We start from the raw sequence: 17,930 nt of genomic DNA, 5'->3' as shown, positions 1-17,930 counted from the left end.
GGACCTCATGCCCACGATGAGCCGCGCGACCGTGCTCGTGCCGTCGCTGTCGTCCCCCATCGCTCCAGACCAGACCCTGATCTTCTCGCCGGATTTCCCTCTGGAAGAGCGGGAGGGAGAGGCGTCCGCCGTGCCGCGCGCCGCCGGGTCGCCCTGGTCGGTCGCGCGCGTCGGCGCCGCCGCAGAGGCGCTCCGGGAGGTGGCGCAGGAGAGCGCGCGCAGGTTCGAGCCGCTCCCTGAGGGCGCCCTGCCGGAGAGCGCGCCCGGTGACGCCCTCGGGGCGTACGCGTTCTCGTTCGTGCGCCCGTCGTTCGCAGCGCCCTTCGCCAGCCGGCGTGAGGGCGTCCTCTTCGGCGAGCGCGTCCTGCCTGCGTTCGGGCTCTGGAACGACGTCGACGAGGCGACGTGGTCGCGGGCCGCGGCGCAGCTGACGGTGCATCGCCACGGCGGCCCCGACGACTTCGTGATCGAGATGGAGGCCAGCGGGGATGAGCGCGTGGTTGTCGCGCGGCGCCCGCGCCCCGCGACGCTCGGGGCCGCCGTCGCTGAGGTCGTCGCGACGGCGCGGAGGCCGAGGGGCTGGCTCGGGAGATGGTTCGGCGTGAAGCCCTTCGATCGGCGCTGTGCGCTGAGGATCCCCCCGCTCGACCTGTGCGCGGCCCGTGTGCACGAGGAGCTCATCGGCAAGCCGCTCGCGGACGGGGATGGCCGCCGGATCGGCGACGCCCGCCATGCCGTCCGCTTTCGCCTCGGCTGGGACGCGCTCCCGCCGAGCGAGCCCGGGCCGATCACCCTCGGGCGCGGCGATATGTACGAGCGTTACTTCGTGTGCGACGGACCGTTCCTCGTCGTCGTCCTGGGCGCGCCGCCGCAGGACGAGGTGCGGCTCGCCGCCTGGATCGGGTCGCCGGAGGCGATCGAGGGCGCGACCGCCGGCGCGCCCTGAGCGGCAGGCCGCCCGTCACTGCCCGAACGTGTACCAGCGCGGCTTGATGTCCTTGATCAGGTGACCGCCGCCGCTGACGTGCAGGTTGCCCGGGGCGTTGCCAGACCCGAGGCCGGTGGGCATCCCGCTGACCAGGCCGGAGGCGCCCGCGTTGCCCATCGCCCCGGCGGAGGCCACGCCGGGGACGCCCTTCGCTGTCGCGCCGGAGGTGGTCGCGCCGGTCCGGTCCGCGACCGCCTGGGCGACGCTGCGGCCCATGAAGTTCGGCTTCGTCCCGCCGTTGCACGTGACGACGTCCACGCGCGCTCCGGGCATTTTCCCGTTGAACCCGGCGGCGTTCAGCTTGTCCGCGAGCTGGGCCCCGGAGATGCTCTTCCCCGCCCACTCGACGCCGCCCGGCCAGCCGTGGGTGTCGACGACGACATCGGTCTCCCCCTTGAGGCTGCCAGGCACGACCTGGTTCGGCTTGAGGATCGTCGCGCCCGGGTACTTCGCCGCGTACTGCGAATAGTAGGCGTTGTGGAGCTTGGGATCGTTCGAGGCCGTGATGATCGTGAGCAGCCCGAGCGGGTCGATGAAGAGCGTCGGGTTCGGGACGAAGCCGATCTCCTGCAGCGAGCCCGAGAGGCCGATGGGATCCGGCGTGATGAACACGCGCAGGTCGGGCGCGTAGTAGCGGAACCGGTTGTAGTGGAGGCCGGTGAGCTCGTCGGCGCGCTGCCCGGCGAAGCGGAGCGCGCCCGGCTCGCCGCGCTCGTGGGCGACCTCGCCCCAGGTGGTCAGATCGATCTCGGTGATCTCGCCGGCCGCGTCGAGGGTGAGCCACGGCGTCCCCGCGGCGTCGGTCGCCACGAGGCGGAAGCCCGCGCCGCCCTGCGACTCGAGCAGCGGCATGTGGCCTGACGCGTCGAAGACACGGCGCGTGACCTGCCCGCCCGAGGCGCGCTCCTCGACGATGCTGTCGCCGTCCCAGCCGAACCACGTGCTCCCCTGGCCGACGATCTCGGCCACGCGGCGGCCGAGCGCGTCGTAGATGTACTGGACCTTCAGCCCGTCGCCGCGCACGGCCTCGGTCAGCCGATCGTTCTCGTCGAAGGCGTACCGCCACGTGCGCCGCGGATCGGGCGCGTCCCGGCCCGAGAGCCGGCCGAGCCGGTCCCAGGTCAGGACCTGGTCGCCCGCCGCGCGCGGCCGTCCGCCGGCGCCGACCGACGCTTCACCCCGCGCGATCGCCGTGCCGTGCGGCGAGTAGGAGAACGCCTCCGTCGCGCCGAGCCCGCGCACGTCCACGGGCCGCCCGTGCGCGTCGAGCTCGTAGCGGCGCTCGCCGCGCTCGCTGTCGATCACGGCGGCCAGCGCCCCGACCGGGTGCCAGCGGTAGGCGCGGGAGCGGACGACGTCGCCCGACGCGCCCTCCACCTGGATCTCCACCGGGAAGCCCTCGGCGTTGCGCCGGGTCAGGATGGCGCCGGCGCCGCCGTCGCGCCTGCGGGCGCGCTCGCCGTCCTGCTCGTCGCGCTCGAAGACGAAGCGCTCGGCGGCGTCCGGATGGCCGACGCCCATCGCGGCGACCCGCCCGTACGTGTCGTGCTCCAGCGCCACGCGCCAGCCGGACGAGTACCGGCGCCCCACGAGCTGGCCGCCCTCGTCGTAGTCGTAGCTCGTGACGAACTTGAAGCCGCCGCACGTCTGGGTGTCCCGCAGGATCGCGCCGCGCTCGTCGTACGCGAGCTCCGTCGTGCAGGCGCCGTTCGTCGCGCGCGCGACGCGCCCCAGGGCGTCGTACTCGAAGCGCTCGACGAGGCCCGACGAGTACTCCCGCGCGACGACGTTGCCCGCGCCGTCGCGCGAGAGCCGCACGATCGACTCGTCGGGGCGGAGGATCGACACGAGCCGGTCCGCGCCGTCGTACTCGTAGCGGTACTGGAGCCCCGTGAACGTCGTCTCGCGGACGACGTTGCCGGCCGCGTCGTACTCGAACGAGCGCCGCTCGCCCGCGGCGTTCTGCATCCAGCTCAGCCGGAGGAGCGCGTCGTAGCCCATGGTCCAGCGCGAGCCGTCCGGCAGCACCTGCTCGACGAGCGCGCTGGCCACGTAGCGGTAGTGCGCGCGGCCGCCGCCGGGGTACGAGGTCGCCGTGCGCAGCCCGAGCCCGTCGAAGGCGTGCTCGGTGCGCTGCCCGCTCGGCCCCACGGCGCTGACGATGTTGCCCGAGGAGTCGACCTCGAGCGTGGTCACCGCGCCGCCGGGCGACTCGATGCGCACGGGCATGCCCAGGAGATCGTACACGTAGGTCCACACGCGCTCTCCCTGGGCGTAGCGGACGAGGTTGCCGTGCGCGTCGTACTCGAGCGTGTCGACGAGGCCGCTCGGGTACGTGATCTTCGTGTTCTTGCCGCGCGCGTCGTACTCGGCCGTCGTCTTGCCACGCGCGTCCTCGATCTCGACGACGCGCCCCCGGCTGCGCCGCTCGGTGGAGCGGTGGCCGCTCGGGGCGATGGTGGTGACGCCCTGCTGCTCCTCGTCCGTCTGGTACCGGACCGTGCCGCCGCCGTCGCTGATGGAGATCAGCCGTCCGGCGAGATCGTGGCGGCGCCGCTGTGTGGCCCCGGCGCCGTCGGTGACGGCGATGAGGCGCCCGACCCCGTCGTACGTGAACAGCATGGCGTAGCCGCGCGGGTCGACGTAGCGCTCGACGAGGCCCAGCGCGTTGCCCTGGTAGCGATGCACGTGGCCGAGCGCGTCCGTCACCGTCGTCTGGTGAGGCTCGGGCCCGTACGCGACGCGCGTGTGGAAGATGCCGCGGGGACCGCCGGCCACGTGCGCCTCGGGGGCGCCGAGCGCGGCGAGGAGGTCCCCGCCGGGCAGCTCACCCCAGGTCTCCACGCAGCGCCGCTCGCCGCCCGCGTCCTGGTACACGAAATGGAAGACGACGCCGTCGGCCCGCGTCTCCGAGCGCAGGGTGTGCTCGTCGTCGTAGCTGAACCGGGTCTCCGCGCCGCCCACGTCGATGACCCGGACGAGGTCGCCGCGCCCGTCGAGCTCGTAGGTCACGAGGCGCCGGCGGTGCTCCTTGCCGCCCTCGTCCGCGACGGCGACGGACCAGATGCGCAGGTTCCCGTCGCGGGCGACCTCCGCGCGGCGGCCGACCGAGTCGGTGATCGCCACGACCTCGTCCTGATCCCACTCGATCGTGGCCCTGTTGCCGAAGGCGTCGCGCAGCTCGGCGAGCGCGTACGCCCGCGGATCCGCGGTGGGCCGGAGGACCCGCACGAGGTCGTCGCCGAGGTCGACGACGATCGCGTCCCCGTCGAGGTGCACCTTCCGGCCGTGGGGGAGGAGCAGCGCTTCAGCGGCCCCGGGCAGCCGCATCTCGGTGCGGCGCTGCTGGTCGTCGACGAGGACGAGGTGATCGCCGTTGCGCTCGGCGCGCCAGGCGAGGCTGTGCGACCAGCCCCACCCGAGGCCGCAGCGGTGGCGCACCGCCGAGGTGCTGTAGGTGCGGATCCACTGGACCCAGAGGAACCCCGTGAGCGTGAAGTCGGCCGCCGGGATCGTGAACAGCGTCCCGGTCACGACGTCGATGGGATGGCCCGCGGCCGCCTGGCCCTCGGCGCCCGGCGGCGCAGGCGGGCTCGGCGGCGCGGCGCCGCTGTTGCCCCCGCCGCCGCCCCCGCCGCCGTTGCCGCCGCCTTGAGGGCCGCCGCCGCCCGGGCCCCCGGCGCCGCCGCCGCCGCCCCCTCCACCACCGCCGCCCCCGCCTGCGCCGCTCGCGCTGGCGCCGGCGCCGACGGTGATGCTCTTGTTCATCTGGCCCATGCTGCCGGTGATGCCGGCCATGCCGAGCTCGATGATGACGTTCGGCGCGCCGAGCCAAGGGAAGCAAGGCCCGCCGGTGTTGAGGCTGACGACCTCCTTGAGCGTGCCCGGCTCGTTGCCGTGGCACGCCTTCATGCAGCCGCCGACGGTGAGGATCTTCGCGCCCTCGATCTTCGTGCGCATGCACGGGTCGATGATCCCCTCCGCGACGGTGCCCATGGTGGGGTAGGGGATGGGCAACGGGCTGGGCGCGGCCGGGGTCAGACACACGCTCACCGCCAACCCGGTCATCTGGTGACCGGATTTCTCGGTGATGGTGTCCATGTGGAGGGCGGTGACCTTACCCATGGTGACTGGATCGTCCCACGGCCCCGCGAGCGTGTGCAATCGCGGCAATCGCGAGCCCACCGTCCGGTAGCCCAGGAAAGCTACATGGCTCGGACGGCGTCGCCGGGGGGCGGCCGACGTGCGGGGGAGGGAGATGATCAGGCGGGAACGTCGGGCTCGTTCTTCTTCCTGGCGCTGGCGGCGTGGGCTCGCTCGGTGCGAGGCAGGCGTTCGCGATTAAACTCCCCTTGTCGCCATGCCGCCCACCGCCTTCGCCGTCTGCCACCACGACGCGCCGCACGCGCATGTGCGTGTCTGCCCTCACCTCGACGTCGAGCACCGGCGGGGCGTGAGCCTCGTGTGGACCGGCGCGAGCGCGATCGCGTGGCAACGGCTCGCCTCGCTGGCAGGGGCTCCCCTCGAGATCGCGCCTGCTGGGACCGGTGAGCCGGCGGCGCCCCTCGCGCAGGCCATAAGCGAGAGCTCGATCGGCGAGATGACCCTGGACCCGGCGTACTGGGCCGCCTGGGCTGGGCCGCTCGCCGAGAGCTCGGCCGAGGTGCTCCAGCGGGAGAGCTGCCGTCTCTTCGGCATGGACTGGCCCCTGGGCGCGCCGTCCGGCGCGGACCCGGACAGGATCGCCCTGTGGAGCGGCTTCGCCATGCACCCGCGCTTCGATCCTCCGCTGGCCCGCGCTCCATTCCCTCGATCGCACCACGGCGTTCAAGTCCCCTGCTTCGGCGTGTGGTCGAGCCCGGACGAGCCCGAATCCGTCTGGCGGTCGCGGGCAACGCAGGCGCTCGTGCATTTCCCCCGCTACACGGATGCCGAGCTCGTGGGCCTCTCGGACGAGGAGATCGACGCCGCATACAACCAGTTCGTCGTCGAGCTCCGCGCGGCCGAGCCCGAGGTCAGGATCATCGTGGCCACGTTGCCCGCCGGATCGACGCTAGCGCGCACGATCGGCCGCGCGCTCTCCCTTCTTCAGGAAGACGACGTGCACCCGCGCGCGCGCTTCTCCGCCGACGAGGGCCTGTTCATGCCGGTGATCGACATCGCGTGCGCCGCTCGCTCGAGCGAGCTCGCCGACCGCGTGCTCGAGAGTCCGTCCCTCGGGCGCGTTCGCCTGGGCCCTCTCGAGCAGGTCATCCGCTTTCGCCTCGACGACGGGGGCGCAAACGCACCCTCGCCGTCGCGTTCCTTCGGCCTGATGTCACCCCCGCGGCGCTTCAGCTGCGCGATGCCGTTCCTGGTCCTCGTCCTCGCCCGGCGCAGCAAGCTGCCCATCTTCGCGGTGTGGGTCGAGAACGCCGAGGTCCTCGCGAAGGCGCCAGCGTCCCGGTGATCAGTCCTGGTGCGGCGGTGCGCCGGGGAAGCCGCCGCCGTGCGACCCGCGCCCGGTCGGCGCCGTGGGATCGTTCCACGAGCCTGCGTGCTGCGAGCTGGGTGAGCTGACCTGGCTCACCGTGGGCGTGCCACCGCGCGGACCTGTCGCGCGGTCCCAGTGCCCATCCGTGAGATCCACCGAGCCCGCTGCGCCCGGCGTCGGCGGGCAAACGCCGCAGTATTGCTGGTTGTAGGGGCGGACATAGGCGATCCCCGAGGGCCCCGAGGTCGGGCAGCCCGTGGCCTGGTTGACGCCCGCGATGACGCTCTGCCTCGGTCGCTCCGTGGGGGTCGTCGACGCGTTGCAGGCGACGACAACGACCTCCGAGCTTGGCTGTAGCCCCGCCTGGTTCAGCGCCTCGCCGAGCTGGCGGCCGGTCGACCAGTTGCGCTGCCCGTTCTGGAACGTGACCTGGCCGCCGCGCGTCGAGCCGTGCGTGACGACCTCCACGTGCGTCTCGCCTTCGAGCGAGATGCCGCCCGGGTTGTGGGGACCGCGCAGCTCGTCGGCGCGCACCACCCGCTGTCCGGTGGCCGCTCCGCGCTCCTGCGCGGCGCGGAGCGTCTCGCCGCGCCCCTGCGCGTCGGGATGATCGTCATTGGCCGTGTAGCCGATGATGACGATGAGCCCCAGCGGGTCGATGTACTCGGTCGCGTTGGGGACGAAGCCGATGTCGTGCACCGAGCCGGCCTGTCCGAGCGGGTCTGGCGTAAGAAAGGTCCCGAGCTCCGGCGAGTAATACCGGTGCCGGTTGTACCGGAGGCCGGTCTCCACATCGGCGCGCTGGCCCGCGAACCGGAGCAGCCCGATCCGCCCCTCGACCCTCACCTCGTTGCCCAGGGGGTCGAGATCGAGCGACGCGACGGCGCCGTCCGCGCTCAGGTAGAGCCAGGGCGTCGAGGCCGCGTCGGTCGCCACGAGCCGCCAGCCTGCCTCGTCCGCGAGCTCGGCGAGAGGTGTATATCCGTCCTCCCGGAACATCCGGCGCACCGCATGCCCCGCGCTGGGCAGCTCCTCGACCACCGAGTCACCATCCCATCCGAACCAGGTGCTCGTCCCGTCGCTGCGCAGGAGCGCAAGGCGCCGCCCGAAAGCATCATAAACGAAGCGGACCACGAAGCCGTCGTGCCGCTGCACCTCGATCAGCCGGTTCTCGCCGTCGTAGGCGTACGTCCACGAGCTCGCCGGCGAGTCGCCGAGGCGCTGCGCGAGCCGTCCGCTGGTGTCCCACAGGAAGCGCGCCGAGCCGGCCGCGCGCTTGCGGCCGCCGCGGCCGATGGATGCGGTGCCCTCGCTGCCCGCGATCGGCGTTCCCTGGGCCGCATACTCGTATCGCTCCTCGACCCCGAGGCCGCTCGCGCGGCGGACACGACCGATTGCGTCGAGCGTGTAGCTGCGGCGACCATGGGCGCTGTCCACGACGGTCGCGATGCCCGGCTGGGGCGCCCACTCGAACGCGCGCTCGCGGATCGACGCGCCGCCCTCGCCGACCGCGCGGACGCGCACCGGCCTCCCGAGGCGGTCGCGGGTGATCGCGACCCCGGTCCGCCGATCGGAGCGCCGCACGATCTCCTCGGGCCCATGCTCGAAGGTCAGCGCCTCCTCGATGGATCCGTCGACGCCGTGCACGGTGAGCTGCTCGATGACACCGCCTTTGCCCCGGCGGCGCGAGACGTACCAACCGGTCGAGTAGCGGGTCCCGACCTCGTGGCCGAGAGAATCGAACTCGTGCTGCACCGAGAAGGACCACCCGCCGCACCGCTGCGTCTCGCGCACGACGCGACCCGTCTGGTCGCGGACGAGCTCGACGCTCGCGATCCCGTCGAGGGCGCGCGTGACGAAGCCGCGGACATCGCGCTCGAGGACGACGCTCGTCCCGTCGTGGTGCTCCCGCCGAACGACCTGCCCCGCGGCGTCGAGCACGAGGCGCAGCGCGCGCCCGTCTGCTCCTGTCCTTGCGATGCACCGACCGAGGAGGTCGTACTCGTAGTGATGCTCATGTCCGGCGAAGGTCCGCTCGCGCACGAGCTGGCCCGCCACGTCGTACTCGAACAGGTGGCGCTCTCCGGCGGCGTTCTCGAGCCACACGGGGCGCAGCATCGCGTCGTAACCCCATCTGAGCCGGGAGCCATCCGCGAAGGCGCGCTCCACGAGCGCATCGCCCACGAAGCGCGACCTCGTGATCCCGCCTCCCGGGTGCCGCTCGGCGACGACCCGCCGGCGCGCGTCAAACTGGCGCTCACCACGGCGCCCGTGCGGTCCCACGACCTCCACGATATCGCCCCGGGAGTCGTACGAGAGCTCATACACCGCGCCCGTAGGTGTCTCGAGGCGCACGGGGAGGCCGAGGAGATCCCACGTGTAGCGCCATGTCTCGCCGCGCACGCCGATCCGCTCGATCAGATTCGCGTGGGCATCGTAGCGCGCCTCTTCCGTCCCTCCCGGCCCGGTGGTCCGTACGGCGCGCCCGCAGGCGTTGTACTCACACCGCGTTGCGGCGCCTGACGGATCGGTGCGCTGCACCAGCCGGCCAGCGCCGTCGTGCACCATCTTCCAGACCGCGCCGGCCGGGTCGGTCAACTCGACCGCATTGCCCTGCGGGTCCCGGCGAAAGCGCAGCCTGCGACCGAGGACATCGGTCGACGTGAGCGGCCTGCCCATGGCGTCGTGACGCGTGTGGTCGACGTAGCCCATGGCATCCTGCACAGTGGCGAGATGGCCGTTCGCGTCGTACGACAGGCGGGTCGTGCGGCCGAGCGGATCGACATACCGCTCGACCAGCCCGAGCGCGTTGCCGTGATAGCGGTGGACGCCGCCCGTAGCGTCGGTGACGGTCGACTCGAACGGGCTCGGTCCGTAGGCGATCCGCACGTGGAAGAGGCCCTTCGCCGCGGAGGCGCCGCGGTCGCCGATCTCCGCGAGGATGTCGCGGCCGGGCAGCTCGCCCCACGTCTCGACGCAGCGGCGCTTGCGGTCGGGGCCGTCCTCGTAGCGGAAGCGGTAGACCATGCCGTCGGGCAGCCGCTCCTCGATGAGGAAATGCTCCTCGTCATAGCGGTACTCGACGGCGACGCCGCCTGAGTCCACGACCTTCACCAGGTCCCCCCGCGCGTCGATCTCGTATGCGACCCCGAGCCGGCGGTGCTGCGCGCCGTTCTCATCGGTCATCAGGATCCGCCACAGGATCGCGTTACCCGCCTGCTCGCGCTCGATCCGTCGCCCCACGGAGTCCGTGAGCGCGACGAGCTGGCCGCCCTCCCACGAGAGCTCGATCTCGTTGCCGGAGCGATCACGGACGGCGTGCAGGCGGTACCGCCCCTGCGATTCACGCTGCAGCACGCGCTCCACCCCGTCCCGCGTCGCGAGCACGAGCTCTGCGCCCCTCCGCTCAAGGCTTCGGCCGAACGGCGCATAGGCGATCTCGCCGTCGTTGACGGGTGGAAAGTGGAGGGGACTCCCCTCGCTGTCGAAGACCGTGACGATGGACTCGCTGACCTCGGCGGTCCAGCCGAACGAATGGGTCCATCCCCAGCCGAGCCCCGAGCGGCGGCGAACAGCGGACGTGCGGTATTGGCGCACCCACTGCAGCGGGAGCGGCCCCCCGAGCTCGAAGTCGACGCAGGGCACCGTGAACATCGCGCCGGTGATCACGTCGACCGGGTGGCCAGCCTTTCCTTGTCCCTCGGCGCCCGGCGGCGCAGGCGGGCTCGGCGGCGCGGCGCCGCTGTTGCTCCCGCCGCCGCCCCCGCCGCCGTTGCCGCCGCCTTGGGGGCTGCCCCCGGGCGGACCCCCGGCGCCGCCGCCGCCGCCCCCACCACCGCCGCCGCCCCCGCCTGCGCCGCTCGCGCTGGCGCCGGCGCCGACGGTGATGCTCTTGTTCATCTGGCCCATGCTGCCGGTGATGCCGGCCATGCCGAGCTCGATGATGACGTTCGGCGCGCCGAGCCAAGGGAAGCAAGGCCCGCCGGTGTTGAGGCTGACGACCTCCTTGAGCGTGCCCGGCTCGTTGCCGTGGCACGCCTTCATGCAGCCGCCGACGGTGAGGATCTTCGCGCCCTCGATCTTCGTGCGCATGCACGGGTCGATGATCCCCTCCGCGACGGTGCCCATGGTGGGGTAGGGGATGGGCAACGGGCTGGGCGCGGCCGGGGTCAGACACACGCTCACCGCCAACCCGGTCATCTGGTGACCGGATTTCTCGGTGATGGTGTCCATGTGGAGGGCGGTGACCTTACCCATGGTGACTGGATCGTCCCACGGCCCCGCGAGCGTGTGCAATCGCGGCAATCGCGAGCCCACCGTCCGGTAGCCCAGGAAAGCTACATGGCTCGGACGGCGTCGCCGGGGGGCGGCCGACGTGCGGGGGAGGGAGATGATCAGGCGGGAACGTCGGGCTCGTTCTTCTTCCTGCTGGCGCTCGCGGCGCGGGCCCGCTCGGCGCGCCGCTCCTCTTCCGCCGCGTCTTCGTAAGGCGACAGGAGGCGGTCGCGGAGGAGCGCGTGCGCCTCGTCCTTGTCGTCGTCGTACTCGGCGTGGACCTGGACCAGGAGCGTGCCGTAGGCCTCGTGCCACGCCTCCACCGCCTTGATCGCCGGGTCCGCGCTCTTCGCCTCGGTGACGCCGAGCTTCTGGCCGTAGAGCGCGGTCCAGCGCCGGAGGCGATCGACCTCGGCCGCGAGCCCGAGGCGCTCCACCGCCGCCTTCACGTCCTTGCCGTCGAGCGCCTTGATCATCGCGCTCATGCGCACCCACTGCTGGGAGTACACGAGCTTGACGAAGCCCGTGCCGGACGACAGCACCTCCGACCGCACCAGCGCGGCGTCGGCCCGGCGCGCGGCCTCGTCATCGCTCAGCGGCAGGATGTCGTCGTGGTCGAACGAGCGCTCGATGCCGTCGAGCTGGGCGCCGAAGGCGGAGATGCACCGGTCGGCGCCGCGATCGATCTCCGTCATGGTGGCGTCGGAGCTCCCGAGCGCCTCGACGGCCTCGGTGCGCGCGATGACGGACTGGACCGCAGCGTCGACCTTGGGGGCGAGCTTGATCTTCTTCGATTTCAGCGCCTCTCGGTGAGAAGCGAGCCTTGTACCTGCGACGATGCACCCGCTCGGCGTGAGCCGGCGGGCGAGAAACGCGGCTTTTCCCATGATGGCGGGGGTATCACGGTCGCGCGGGCGCGGAAGAGGCGAGCAGAATTTCGGCGATGGGAGGCAGCTTTGCGACGTGGGCGTCGGCGACGCGGCGGCGGCGATCGGGAGCGCGTCGGCGACGCGGCGGCGGTGACCCGGCGGGCGTCGGCGACGCGGCGCGGGTCTCCCGGCGGGCGTCGGCGACGCGGCGCGGGTCTCCCGGCGGGCGTCGGCGACGCGGCGCGGGTCCCCGGCGGGCGCGTCGCCGACGCGGGCATCACACGGGGCCTGGTCCCGAGGCGCCGCTACGGCAACCAGCGGCCCACCTCCGCGATCGCGGAGGCAGCGCCGACGATCGCCGCCGAGCCGCCCAGCCTGCGCAGCAGCGGCGCGAAATCGGTGAGCCCGCCCCAGCCGATCAAGAGGTTCTCGAAATCTTTCTGCCACCGGTTCCCCAGCACATCGCAGAGCACGCATGATGCGTCGTCCAGCGCCATCCACGGCGCACATGCGAGCACGGATCGCAGCGTGTCGTCGTCCCCATGCTGCCAGTAGGCGTCCATGACCTCGGCCACGGCTCGTTCGCGGAGCGCTTCGGGCAGGTGCGGCACGATCGCCGCGAAGGCGGTCACGCGGAGGACACCGCCCGTGCTGCCAGCCAGACGCAACGCTTCTTCCGGCTCAAGCCCCGCGCACGCGGCGGCAGCCTCATGATAAGGGCCGGAGAGAAGAGACCCGAACTTGTCGGGAGCGGCGTCGCGCAGTTGGCGCGTGAGCGCCGGATCGGCCTCTGTCGGGATACCGGAGAACGAGGGGATTGGACACGGCACGAGCTCGCCGGCCTCGCCGAGCGCAGCCCGCGCCTCGTCCGCCCACGCCTCCACCGCCTCACGTTCGGCCCCGGCCAGGGTACCTGCCAGCGTGACGAGCGCCACCGCCCGCGCGCGCGCCGCGCCGGTCGGCTTCGCGAGATCCACGCACGGCTCCTTGTAGGGGTGGGCGCGATCGTCACGCGGCCCGTGCCGGCTTCCCTCCTTGGCGAACAGCGCACCCTCGACGACGGCACACCGGGTGATGGCGTTCAACGCCGCCGCTCGCTCCGGCTCGGTGGACGCGTTGAACAGCACCTCTTCTGCCGTCGCGCGCGCGCGGCGCGCGTCCGTGACGAACCCCACGAGCCCTCCCGGTCTGTCCATCCACGCGGCGAGCCACGCCGGTGAGACCAGCTCCATGAAGGCGGACAGCGCAGGCGCTCGCCGCGTCATGTGGGCTCCCAGATATTCGACGAGGTAAGCTGGCCAGGCGAGAGGAGCACGCTCGGGAGTGCCGGCAGCGCGCAGGCTGGCCAGACCCCGAGCGACGATGCCGTCTTCGAGCGACGCGATGTCTGCCGATGCAGACCAGCGCGCGCGCGTCGCGTCGTCGCGGAAGCGGTAGGTCCCGTCGTCCGCATGGACCACGAGAGCACGCGCCGGACGCGGCGCGCGGTGGAGCGCCTCGATCGACGCGCTGGAAAGCCCGAACGCCGCGATCAAGTCATCCTTCGATATCGGCGCCAGCGCCGTCGCCAGGGCGTCGAGGCATCGTTCCGCCGCGCGCCCTTCGTCCCCGCTCCCGGCCAGGGTGTCTCGCGCCTGCTGCACCACCTCTTCTGCGGCGGTGGCCTCCCCTGGTAGGTGCAGCACCGCGGAGGTCTCCTCCGTCCATTCGAGATGCTGACGCCAGTCCGAGCTCCGCGCCGAAGGACCTTCCACGCCCACGGACACGAGGAACCGCACCCTGAAACCGGCTTCGTCCAGAAACGGTACCCCCTTCTCAGGCTCCCAGTCCGCCGCGCGCTCGAGGCCGTCGACGATTACGAGCAACACAGGATCTTCCATCTCCAGATCCCACCGCAATGCTCCGGCGATCGACCACCGGAGCTCATTAGGGCTGCGTGGTCGAGAGAATGCCGCTGACCACGAGCTTCGAAATAAACCGAGCAGCACCTTGAGAGCCTCGCGTTCCACCGCGGTTCCGAAGCACGAGCTCACCGGGAGAAAGATCACCTCTGCTCTATCGCGTGCCGCCATAGAGAGGGCCCAGCGCGCGAGCACCTCGGTGCGCCTCTTCTGATCTGCGCCGACGACGAGTGCACAGCTCGGCCCTTCCGCGAACCACCCGTCGAGCGCCGTGAGGAGATCGGCATCTTGCTCGGAAGCGGACCGGGCCAGGACATCTTCATGGAGGCATCGCCAGAACTCGGCCAGGCCAGCGTGCGACCGCGCGTACCCACCGTCCGGGCCACGCAGTCGATCCACAGCACCTCTAGGAGGCTTTGGGCCGTCAATCATTCGATCGCTCATCGTCGTCTCTTTCGTGCCTGCTGCAGTACCCCCTTGGAGACAGGGGTGTAGGTCGTTTCGCCGTCCCAAGGTTTGATTTTCTCGGACTTCCTCGGCGCATGTCCTATGATACCCTTCTCGATCCCCATGTCGTTGAACATCTGCTTGCACGCTGGACAGGGATTGGCGCCGTAGCGGATGCCCTGCCTGTAGTCGTCCCTGGTCCCTTCATAGGTCTCGATGGTGTACCCCTCCTCGTTGAACAGCTTCGCGATGTCCTCCTTCTTCGTTCCGGGCCCCATCTTGTGAGCGAGGCTCGTGAGCGCCGTAATTTCTGCGCATGAAGTCCGTGCGCTCGTCGCGCCACGGTGGGGTGTAACACCGCTGCCGCCGACGCCGCCGCCCGGAATCTCCTGGTTGTGCCCTTCGGCAACGACGTTGCCCCGCGCGTCCTTGATGACGGAGTACATCAGCCCGTCGGGGTCGACGGCGGACGTGGGGCAGTTGGCGGCGTAGGCGAACGGGTTGAGGCCGCCCTCGACGCCGATGGGGTCGGGGCTGATGTACCGGCCCAGCTTGGGGTCGTAGTAGCGATGGCGGTTGTAGAACAACCCGGTCTCCTCGTCGGCAACCTGCCCGCGGAAGCGGATGGGCGTGCTCGTCGAGGCGCCGTCGGCCACGGCGGCCGCGCCCCACGGGGAACGCAGGAGCTCGCAGCCGAGCCGGCCGTCCGGCCCCACGAGCGCCTCCGGGGTGCCGGCGTCGTCGTTCACGTAGTGCCACCACGGCGACACCGTGCGCACGCCGCCCTCCGTGCGCGCGTCGCGGTGCGCGAAGGGGATCGTCGCGCCTTGCTCGAAGACGTAGGTGCGCTCCTCGACGACGGGCGCGCCACCGGCCGCTGCGCTGTGCTTGATCTCGTGGACCAGCGCGCCGCCGTCCCACACGAAGCGTGTCGCCTCGAGGAGCGTGCGCCTGCCGTCCGCCTCGCGCCGCCACAGCCGCTTCGCCACCCGGCGAGCGAAGGGGTCGTACTCGAACGAGACCACCGTCCCATCCGGCCGCTCCACGGCGTCGAGCCGGCCGGCGGCGGACCAGCGGTAGCGCGTCACCGCCTCTTCCCCTGAGGAGCGGCGCTCGCGTCGCGCGACGAGGCGCCCTTCCGCGTCCCAGACGTAGCGCTCGGCGCCGCAGCGCTCGATGCGGTCTCCCGGCCCGTACAGGCGCCCCGGCGCGCCGGGCGTGACGTCGTGTACGTTGCCTGTCTCGTCGTACCTGAACGAGGCCTCCTCTCGGCCCTCCCGCAAGACACGCGCGAGCTGGCCGATCGGATCGTACGAGAACTGCGTGGTGCCACGCCGCTGGTCCCAGCGCATCGCGAGGAGCCCGTCGCTCGTGTAACGGAACGTCTCCGCGCGGACGGTGGCGGGCGGCACCGGGCCGACCCAGGCAGGCTGTCCTGGTCCGACCGCGGGCGCCGCCGCGCGCGCGATCACCCTGCGCTCCGACAATCGCCCCAGCGCGTCGTACGCGGCCTCGATCCTCGCCCCGCCCGGGAGCACACGCGTGACCTCGCGGCCGAGGACGTCGTTCTGGGACACCGAGGCGACCTCGCCGTCGAGCGCGAGCTGCACCTGTCCGCGCGCGAAATCGTGGGTCCATTGCGCCGCGTGCCCGAGCGACGTGCGGCGCCCGGCGACCTCGCCCGTGAGGCGGTAGTCGATCCGCACGTCGGCGCGCTCGCCCGCGACGTGCTGCTCTTCACGCACGATCCAGCCGTTCGGATTGCGCTGGAACACGAACAGCCCGGCAGGGCACGCCGCGGCCACGATGTCTCCGTTCTCGTCGCGCTCGAACGACTCCTCCGTCCCGTCGGCGAACACCCGCCGCACGAGCCGCCCGGCGGTGTCGCGCTCGTACTCCGTGCGCTCGCCCAGGCCGTTCCTCGACCACACGACGCGGCCCATCGCGTCGTGACCGTAGCGCGTGACGCGCCCGTCGAACGTGTGCTCCTCCACGACGAGCCCCGCCGGATTTCGCGTGAAGCGGTAGATCTCGCCGCGGGCGTTCTTGACGTAGGAGAGCCACCCTTCGCGGTTGTAGCGGAGCTCCACGACCTCGCCGTTCGGCTTCTCGATGCGCGAGAGCTTGTGGAAGCCGCCATAGGACAGGCGCGTGGTGCGACCCTCGGCATCCGTGATCGCGACGAGGTTGCCGGCGCCGTCGTGGGCATACCGCTCGATGGCCCCGTCAGGCGAACGCACGGTGAGCAGGCGGCCGGCGTTCGAGTACGTGAACGCCGTCCTCCCCCCGCGCGCGTCGAGGATCTCGACGCACCGGCCCCACGCGTCGTACCTGGCCTGCGTGCGTGCCCCGAGCTCATCGACGCGCTCGACCACGTTGCCGTGCGCGTCCCGCGCGAAGACGATGGTCCTGCCGTCGGGCCACTCCGCCCGGACAGGCTGCCCTCGCGCGTCGAAGCGCACGGTGCAGGTGGCGCCGAGCGGGTCGGTCCAGCTCAGCTCGTCGCCCGCGCGGCGCACGCGCGTCGAGGCGCCGTCCGGCCCGAACACCTCGAGGATCTCACCCGCCGGATCGCGGCGGATCGTCGTCACGCGCCCGAGCGGATCGACCACCCTCGTCTCACGCCCGAACAGGTCGCGCTCCCAGGTGGTGGTCGCGCCGAGCGCGTCCGTGAACGAGGTGAGGAAGCCGCGGTCGTCGTAGCTGCGCAGGAAGACGCCGAGCGGCGTCACCGCCTTGGCGACGAGGCCGTGCGCGTTGCCGAAATAGCGGTGCAGTCCGACCGAATCCACGGCCTCGGAGTAACCGTCATCCCCGTACTCGAACCTCGTGTGGAGGACCCCTCGCGCTTTCGTCTCATGATCCGCAAGGACCGCGGGGACATCCTCCGCGAGGCTGATGTCCGTGGCGCCCGGAACCTCTCCCCAGGTCTCCACGCATCGGCTCGCCGCGTCGTAGCGGAAGAAGAAGGTGAGGCCGGTCGGGGCCGTGGTGGACGTCAGCAGGTTTCGCTCGTCGTACGCGTACGTCGTGAGCTCGCCATCGGCGTCCTCTGCGCCGGTCAGCCGCCCATGCGCGTCGTACGAGTACCGCACGAACGGGACCCACCTCGCCTGTTCGAGCGCGTTCTTCATCTCCAGAGCGGCAATGTGGCCATCGCGCCCGCGGACGACGCGTACGACCCGTCCGACGGCGTCGGTCACCTGAACGAGATGGCCTCGCTCGTGGGTCAAGACGATGCGGTTGCCCCAGCGGTCGGCGATCGCCGAGAGGCGGTAGGTCATGCCGTCGTCCGACGGCACCTGAACCTCGAAAATGAGGCGCGGACCGTCCGGTAGATCGAGCCTGAACCCGAGGCCCTCGCGGTGCAGGAGCCAGCCATGGGGGCCGACCACACCGGCGCCCGGTTCGAGCTTGCCGAAGTCGTGCTCCACGCCGTCGGACGTGATGACGCGGACCGACCTCCGGCGCTCGAGCACCTGCCACGCGAGCGAGAAGGTCCACCCTGGTCCGAGGCCTACGTCGCGGTCGCGCGACGTGCTGGAATACGTGCGCTCGATCCGGAGCGGCTGCGGGCTCGGAAGAAAGAGGTCGACGGCGGGCAGCGTGAACACGCGGCCTGTTACGACGTCGACCGGATCGCCGCGCGACATGGTGCCGCTCGTACCGGGCCCGTGGTGGTTGGGGCAGCCGCCGCCGTCGGTCGAGCCGGTGCCGCACGACCCCGCGCTCTTCCCGCCGCCGATCGCATCACTGCCGCCGCCCTTCCCGTCGGCTCCCCGCGCGCCTGTCGAACCGCCGCCGCCTTTCCCCCCGGACCCGCCGCCGCCTCCTCCTCCGCCCATCACGAAGACTCCCGGATTCATGCCGGGGATCGCGGGGATGTTCGGCACAGGCGCTGTTCGCATGCGGCCATGCTCGACGGCGCGACGCGAAAGGGCAACGGCGTTTGCGACGCGGCGAACGCACGACGCAGC

Annotated in this window: 7 protein-coding genes; 2 read left to right on the top strand and 5 right to left on the bottom strand. The window is 71.8% G+C overall.

Going from position 1 to position 17,930, the window contains the following annotated elements:
- Positions 1-7 precede the first annotated feature (7 nt).
- On the top strand, positions 8-946 hold the full coding sequence (locus tag WMF27_RS21135) for a hypothetical protein (protein ID WP_437944455.1): 939 nt from the start codon (positions 8-10) through the stop codon (positions 944-946).
- A 15-nt stretch (positions 947-961) separates the two neighbouring features.
- Here WMF27_RS21135 and WMF27_RS21130 read toward each other — a convergent pair whose 3' ends face one another.
- On the bottom strand, positions 962-5,113 hold the full coding sequence (locus tag WMF27_RS21130) for a PAAR-like domain-containing protein (protein WP_437944454.1): 4,152 nt from the start codon (positions 5,111-5,113) through the stop codon (positions 962-964).
- Between the two features lie 235 nt (positions 5,114-5,348).
- On the opposite strand from WMF27_RS21130, the gene WMF27_RS21125 reads away from it, so the two are divergent.
- Entirely contained in the window at positions 5,349-6,437 is a 1,089-nt protein-coding gene (locus tag WMF27_RS21125; RefSeq protein ID WP_437944453.1) for a hypothetical protein, read from the top strand.
- Here WMF27_RS21125 and WMF27_RS21120 read toward each other — a convergent pair whose 3' ends face one another.
- The 4 genes from WMF27_RS21120 to WMF27_RS21105 all read right to left on the bottom strand — a co-directional run bounded on the left by WMF27_RS21120 (position 6,438) and on the right by WMF27_RS21105 (position 17,861).
- Positions 6,438-10,718: a PAAR-like domain-containing protein gene (locus tag WMF27_RS21120; protein WP_437767083.1), complete on the bottom strand. Its 4,281-nt coding sequence runs from the start codon at positions 10,716-10,718 to the stop codon at positions 6,438-6,440.
- Positions 10,719-10,855: 137 nt separating this feature from the next.
- The gene (locus WMF27_RS21115) at positions 10,856-11,623 is read right to left on the bottom strand and encodes a phosphoenolpyruvate--protein phosphotransferase (RefSeq protein WP_437767084.1); all 768 of its coding nucleotides are present in this window, start codon (positions 11,621-11,623) and stop codon (positions 10,856-10,858) included.
- A gap of 287 nt (positions 11,624-11,910) precedes the next feature.
- Positions 11,911-13,950, bottom strand: coding sequence for a hypothetical protein (locus WMF27_RS21110; protein WP_437767085.1), 2,040 nt, complete (start codon positions 13,948-13,950; stop codon positions 11,911-11,913).
- Positions 13,947-17,861: an RHS repeat-associated core domain-containing protein gene (locus WMF27_RS21105; protein WP_437767086.1), complete on the bottom strand. Its 3,915-nt coding sequence runs from the start codon at positions 17,859-17,861 to the stop codon at positions 13,947-13,949. The genes WMF27_RS21110 and WMF27_RS21105 overlap by 4 nt, the downstream gene beginning before the upstream one ends.
- Positions 17,862-17,930 lie beyond the last annotated feature (69 nt).

Origin of the sequence: Sorangium sp. So ce281, assembly GCF_051527395.1 — a bacterium.
Lineage (GTDB): Bacteria > Myxococcota_A > Polyangia > Polyangiales > Polyangiaceae > Sorangium > Sorangium cellulosum_B.
The sequence above is the reverse complement of the archived record's forward strand: the minus strand, read 5'-3'. Positions and strand labels throughout refer to the sequence as shown.

Coding starts and splice junctions, on each gene's coding strand:
- WMF27_RS21120 (WP_437767083.1), bottom strand. CDS start 10,718: ATGGGTAAGGTCACCGCCCTCCACATGGACACCATCACCGAGAAATCC.
- WMF27_RS21115 (WP_437767084.1), bottom strand. CDS start 11,623: ATGGGAAAAGCCGCGTTTCTCGCCCGCCGGCTCACGCCGAGCGGGTGC.
- WMF27_RS21130 (WP_437944454.1), bottom strand. CDS start 5,113: ATGGGTAAGGTCACCGCCCTCCACATGGACACCATCACCGAGAAATCC.
- WMF27_RS21125 (WP_437944453.1), top strand. CDS start 5,349: ATGCCGCCCACCGCCTTCGCCGTCTGCCACCACGACGCGCCGCACGCG.
- WMF27_RS21110 (WP_437767085.1), bottom strand. CDS start 13,950: ATGAGCGATCGAATGATTGACGGCCCAAAGCCTCCTAGAGGTGCTGTG.
- WMF27_RS21105 (WP_437767086.1), bottom strand. CDS start 17,861: ATGCGAACAGCGCCTGTGCCGAACATCCCCGCGATCCCCGGCATGAAT.
- WMF27_RS21135 (WP_437944455.1), top strand. CDS start 8: ATGCCCACGATGAGCCGCGCGACCGTGCTCGTGCCGTCGCTGTCGTCC.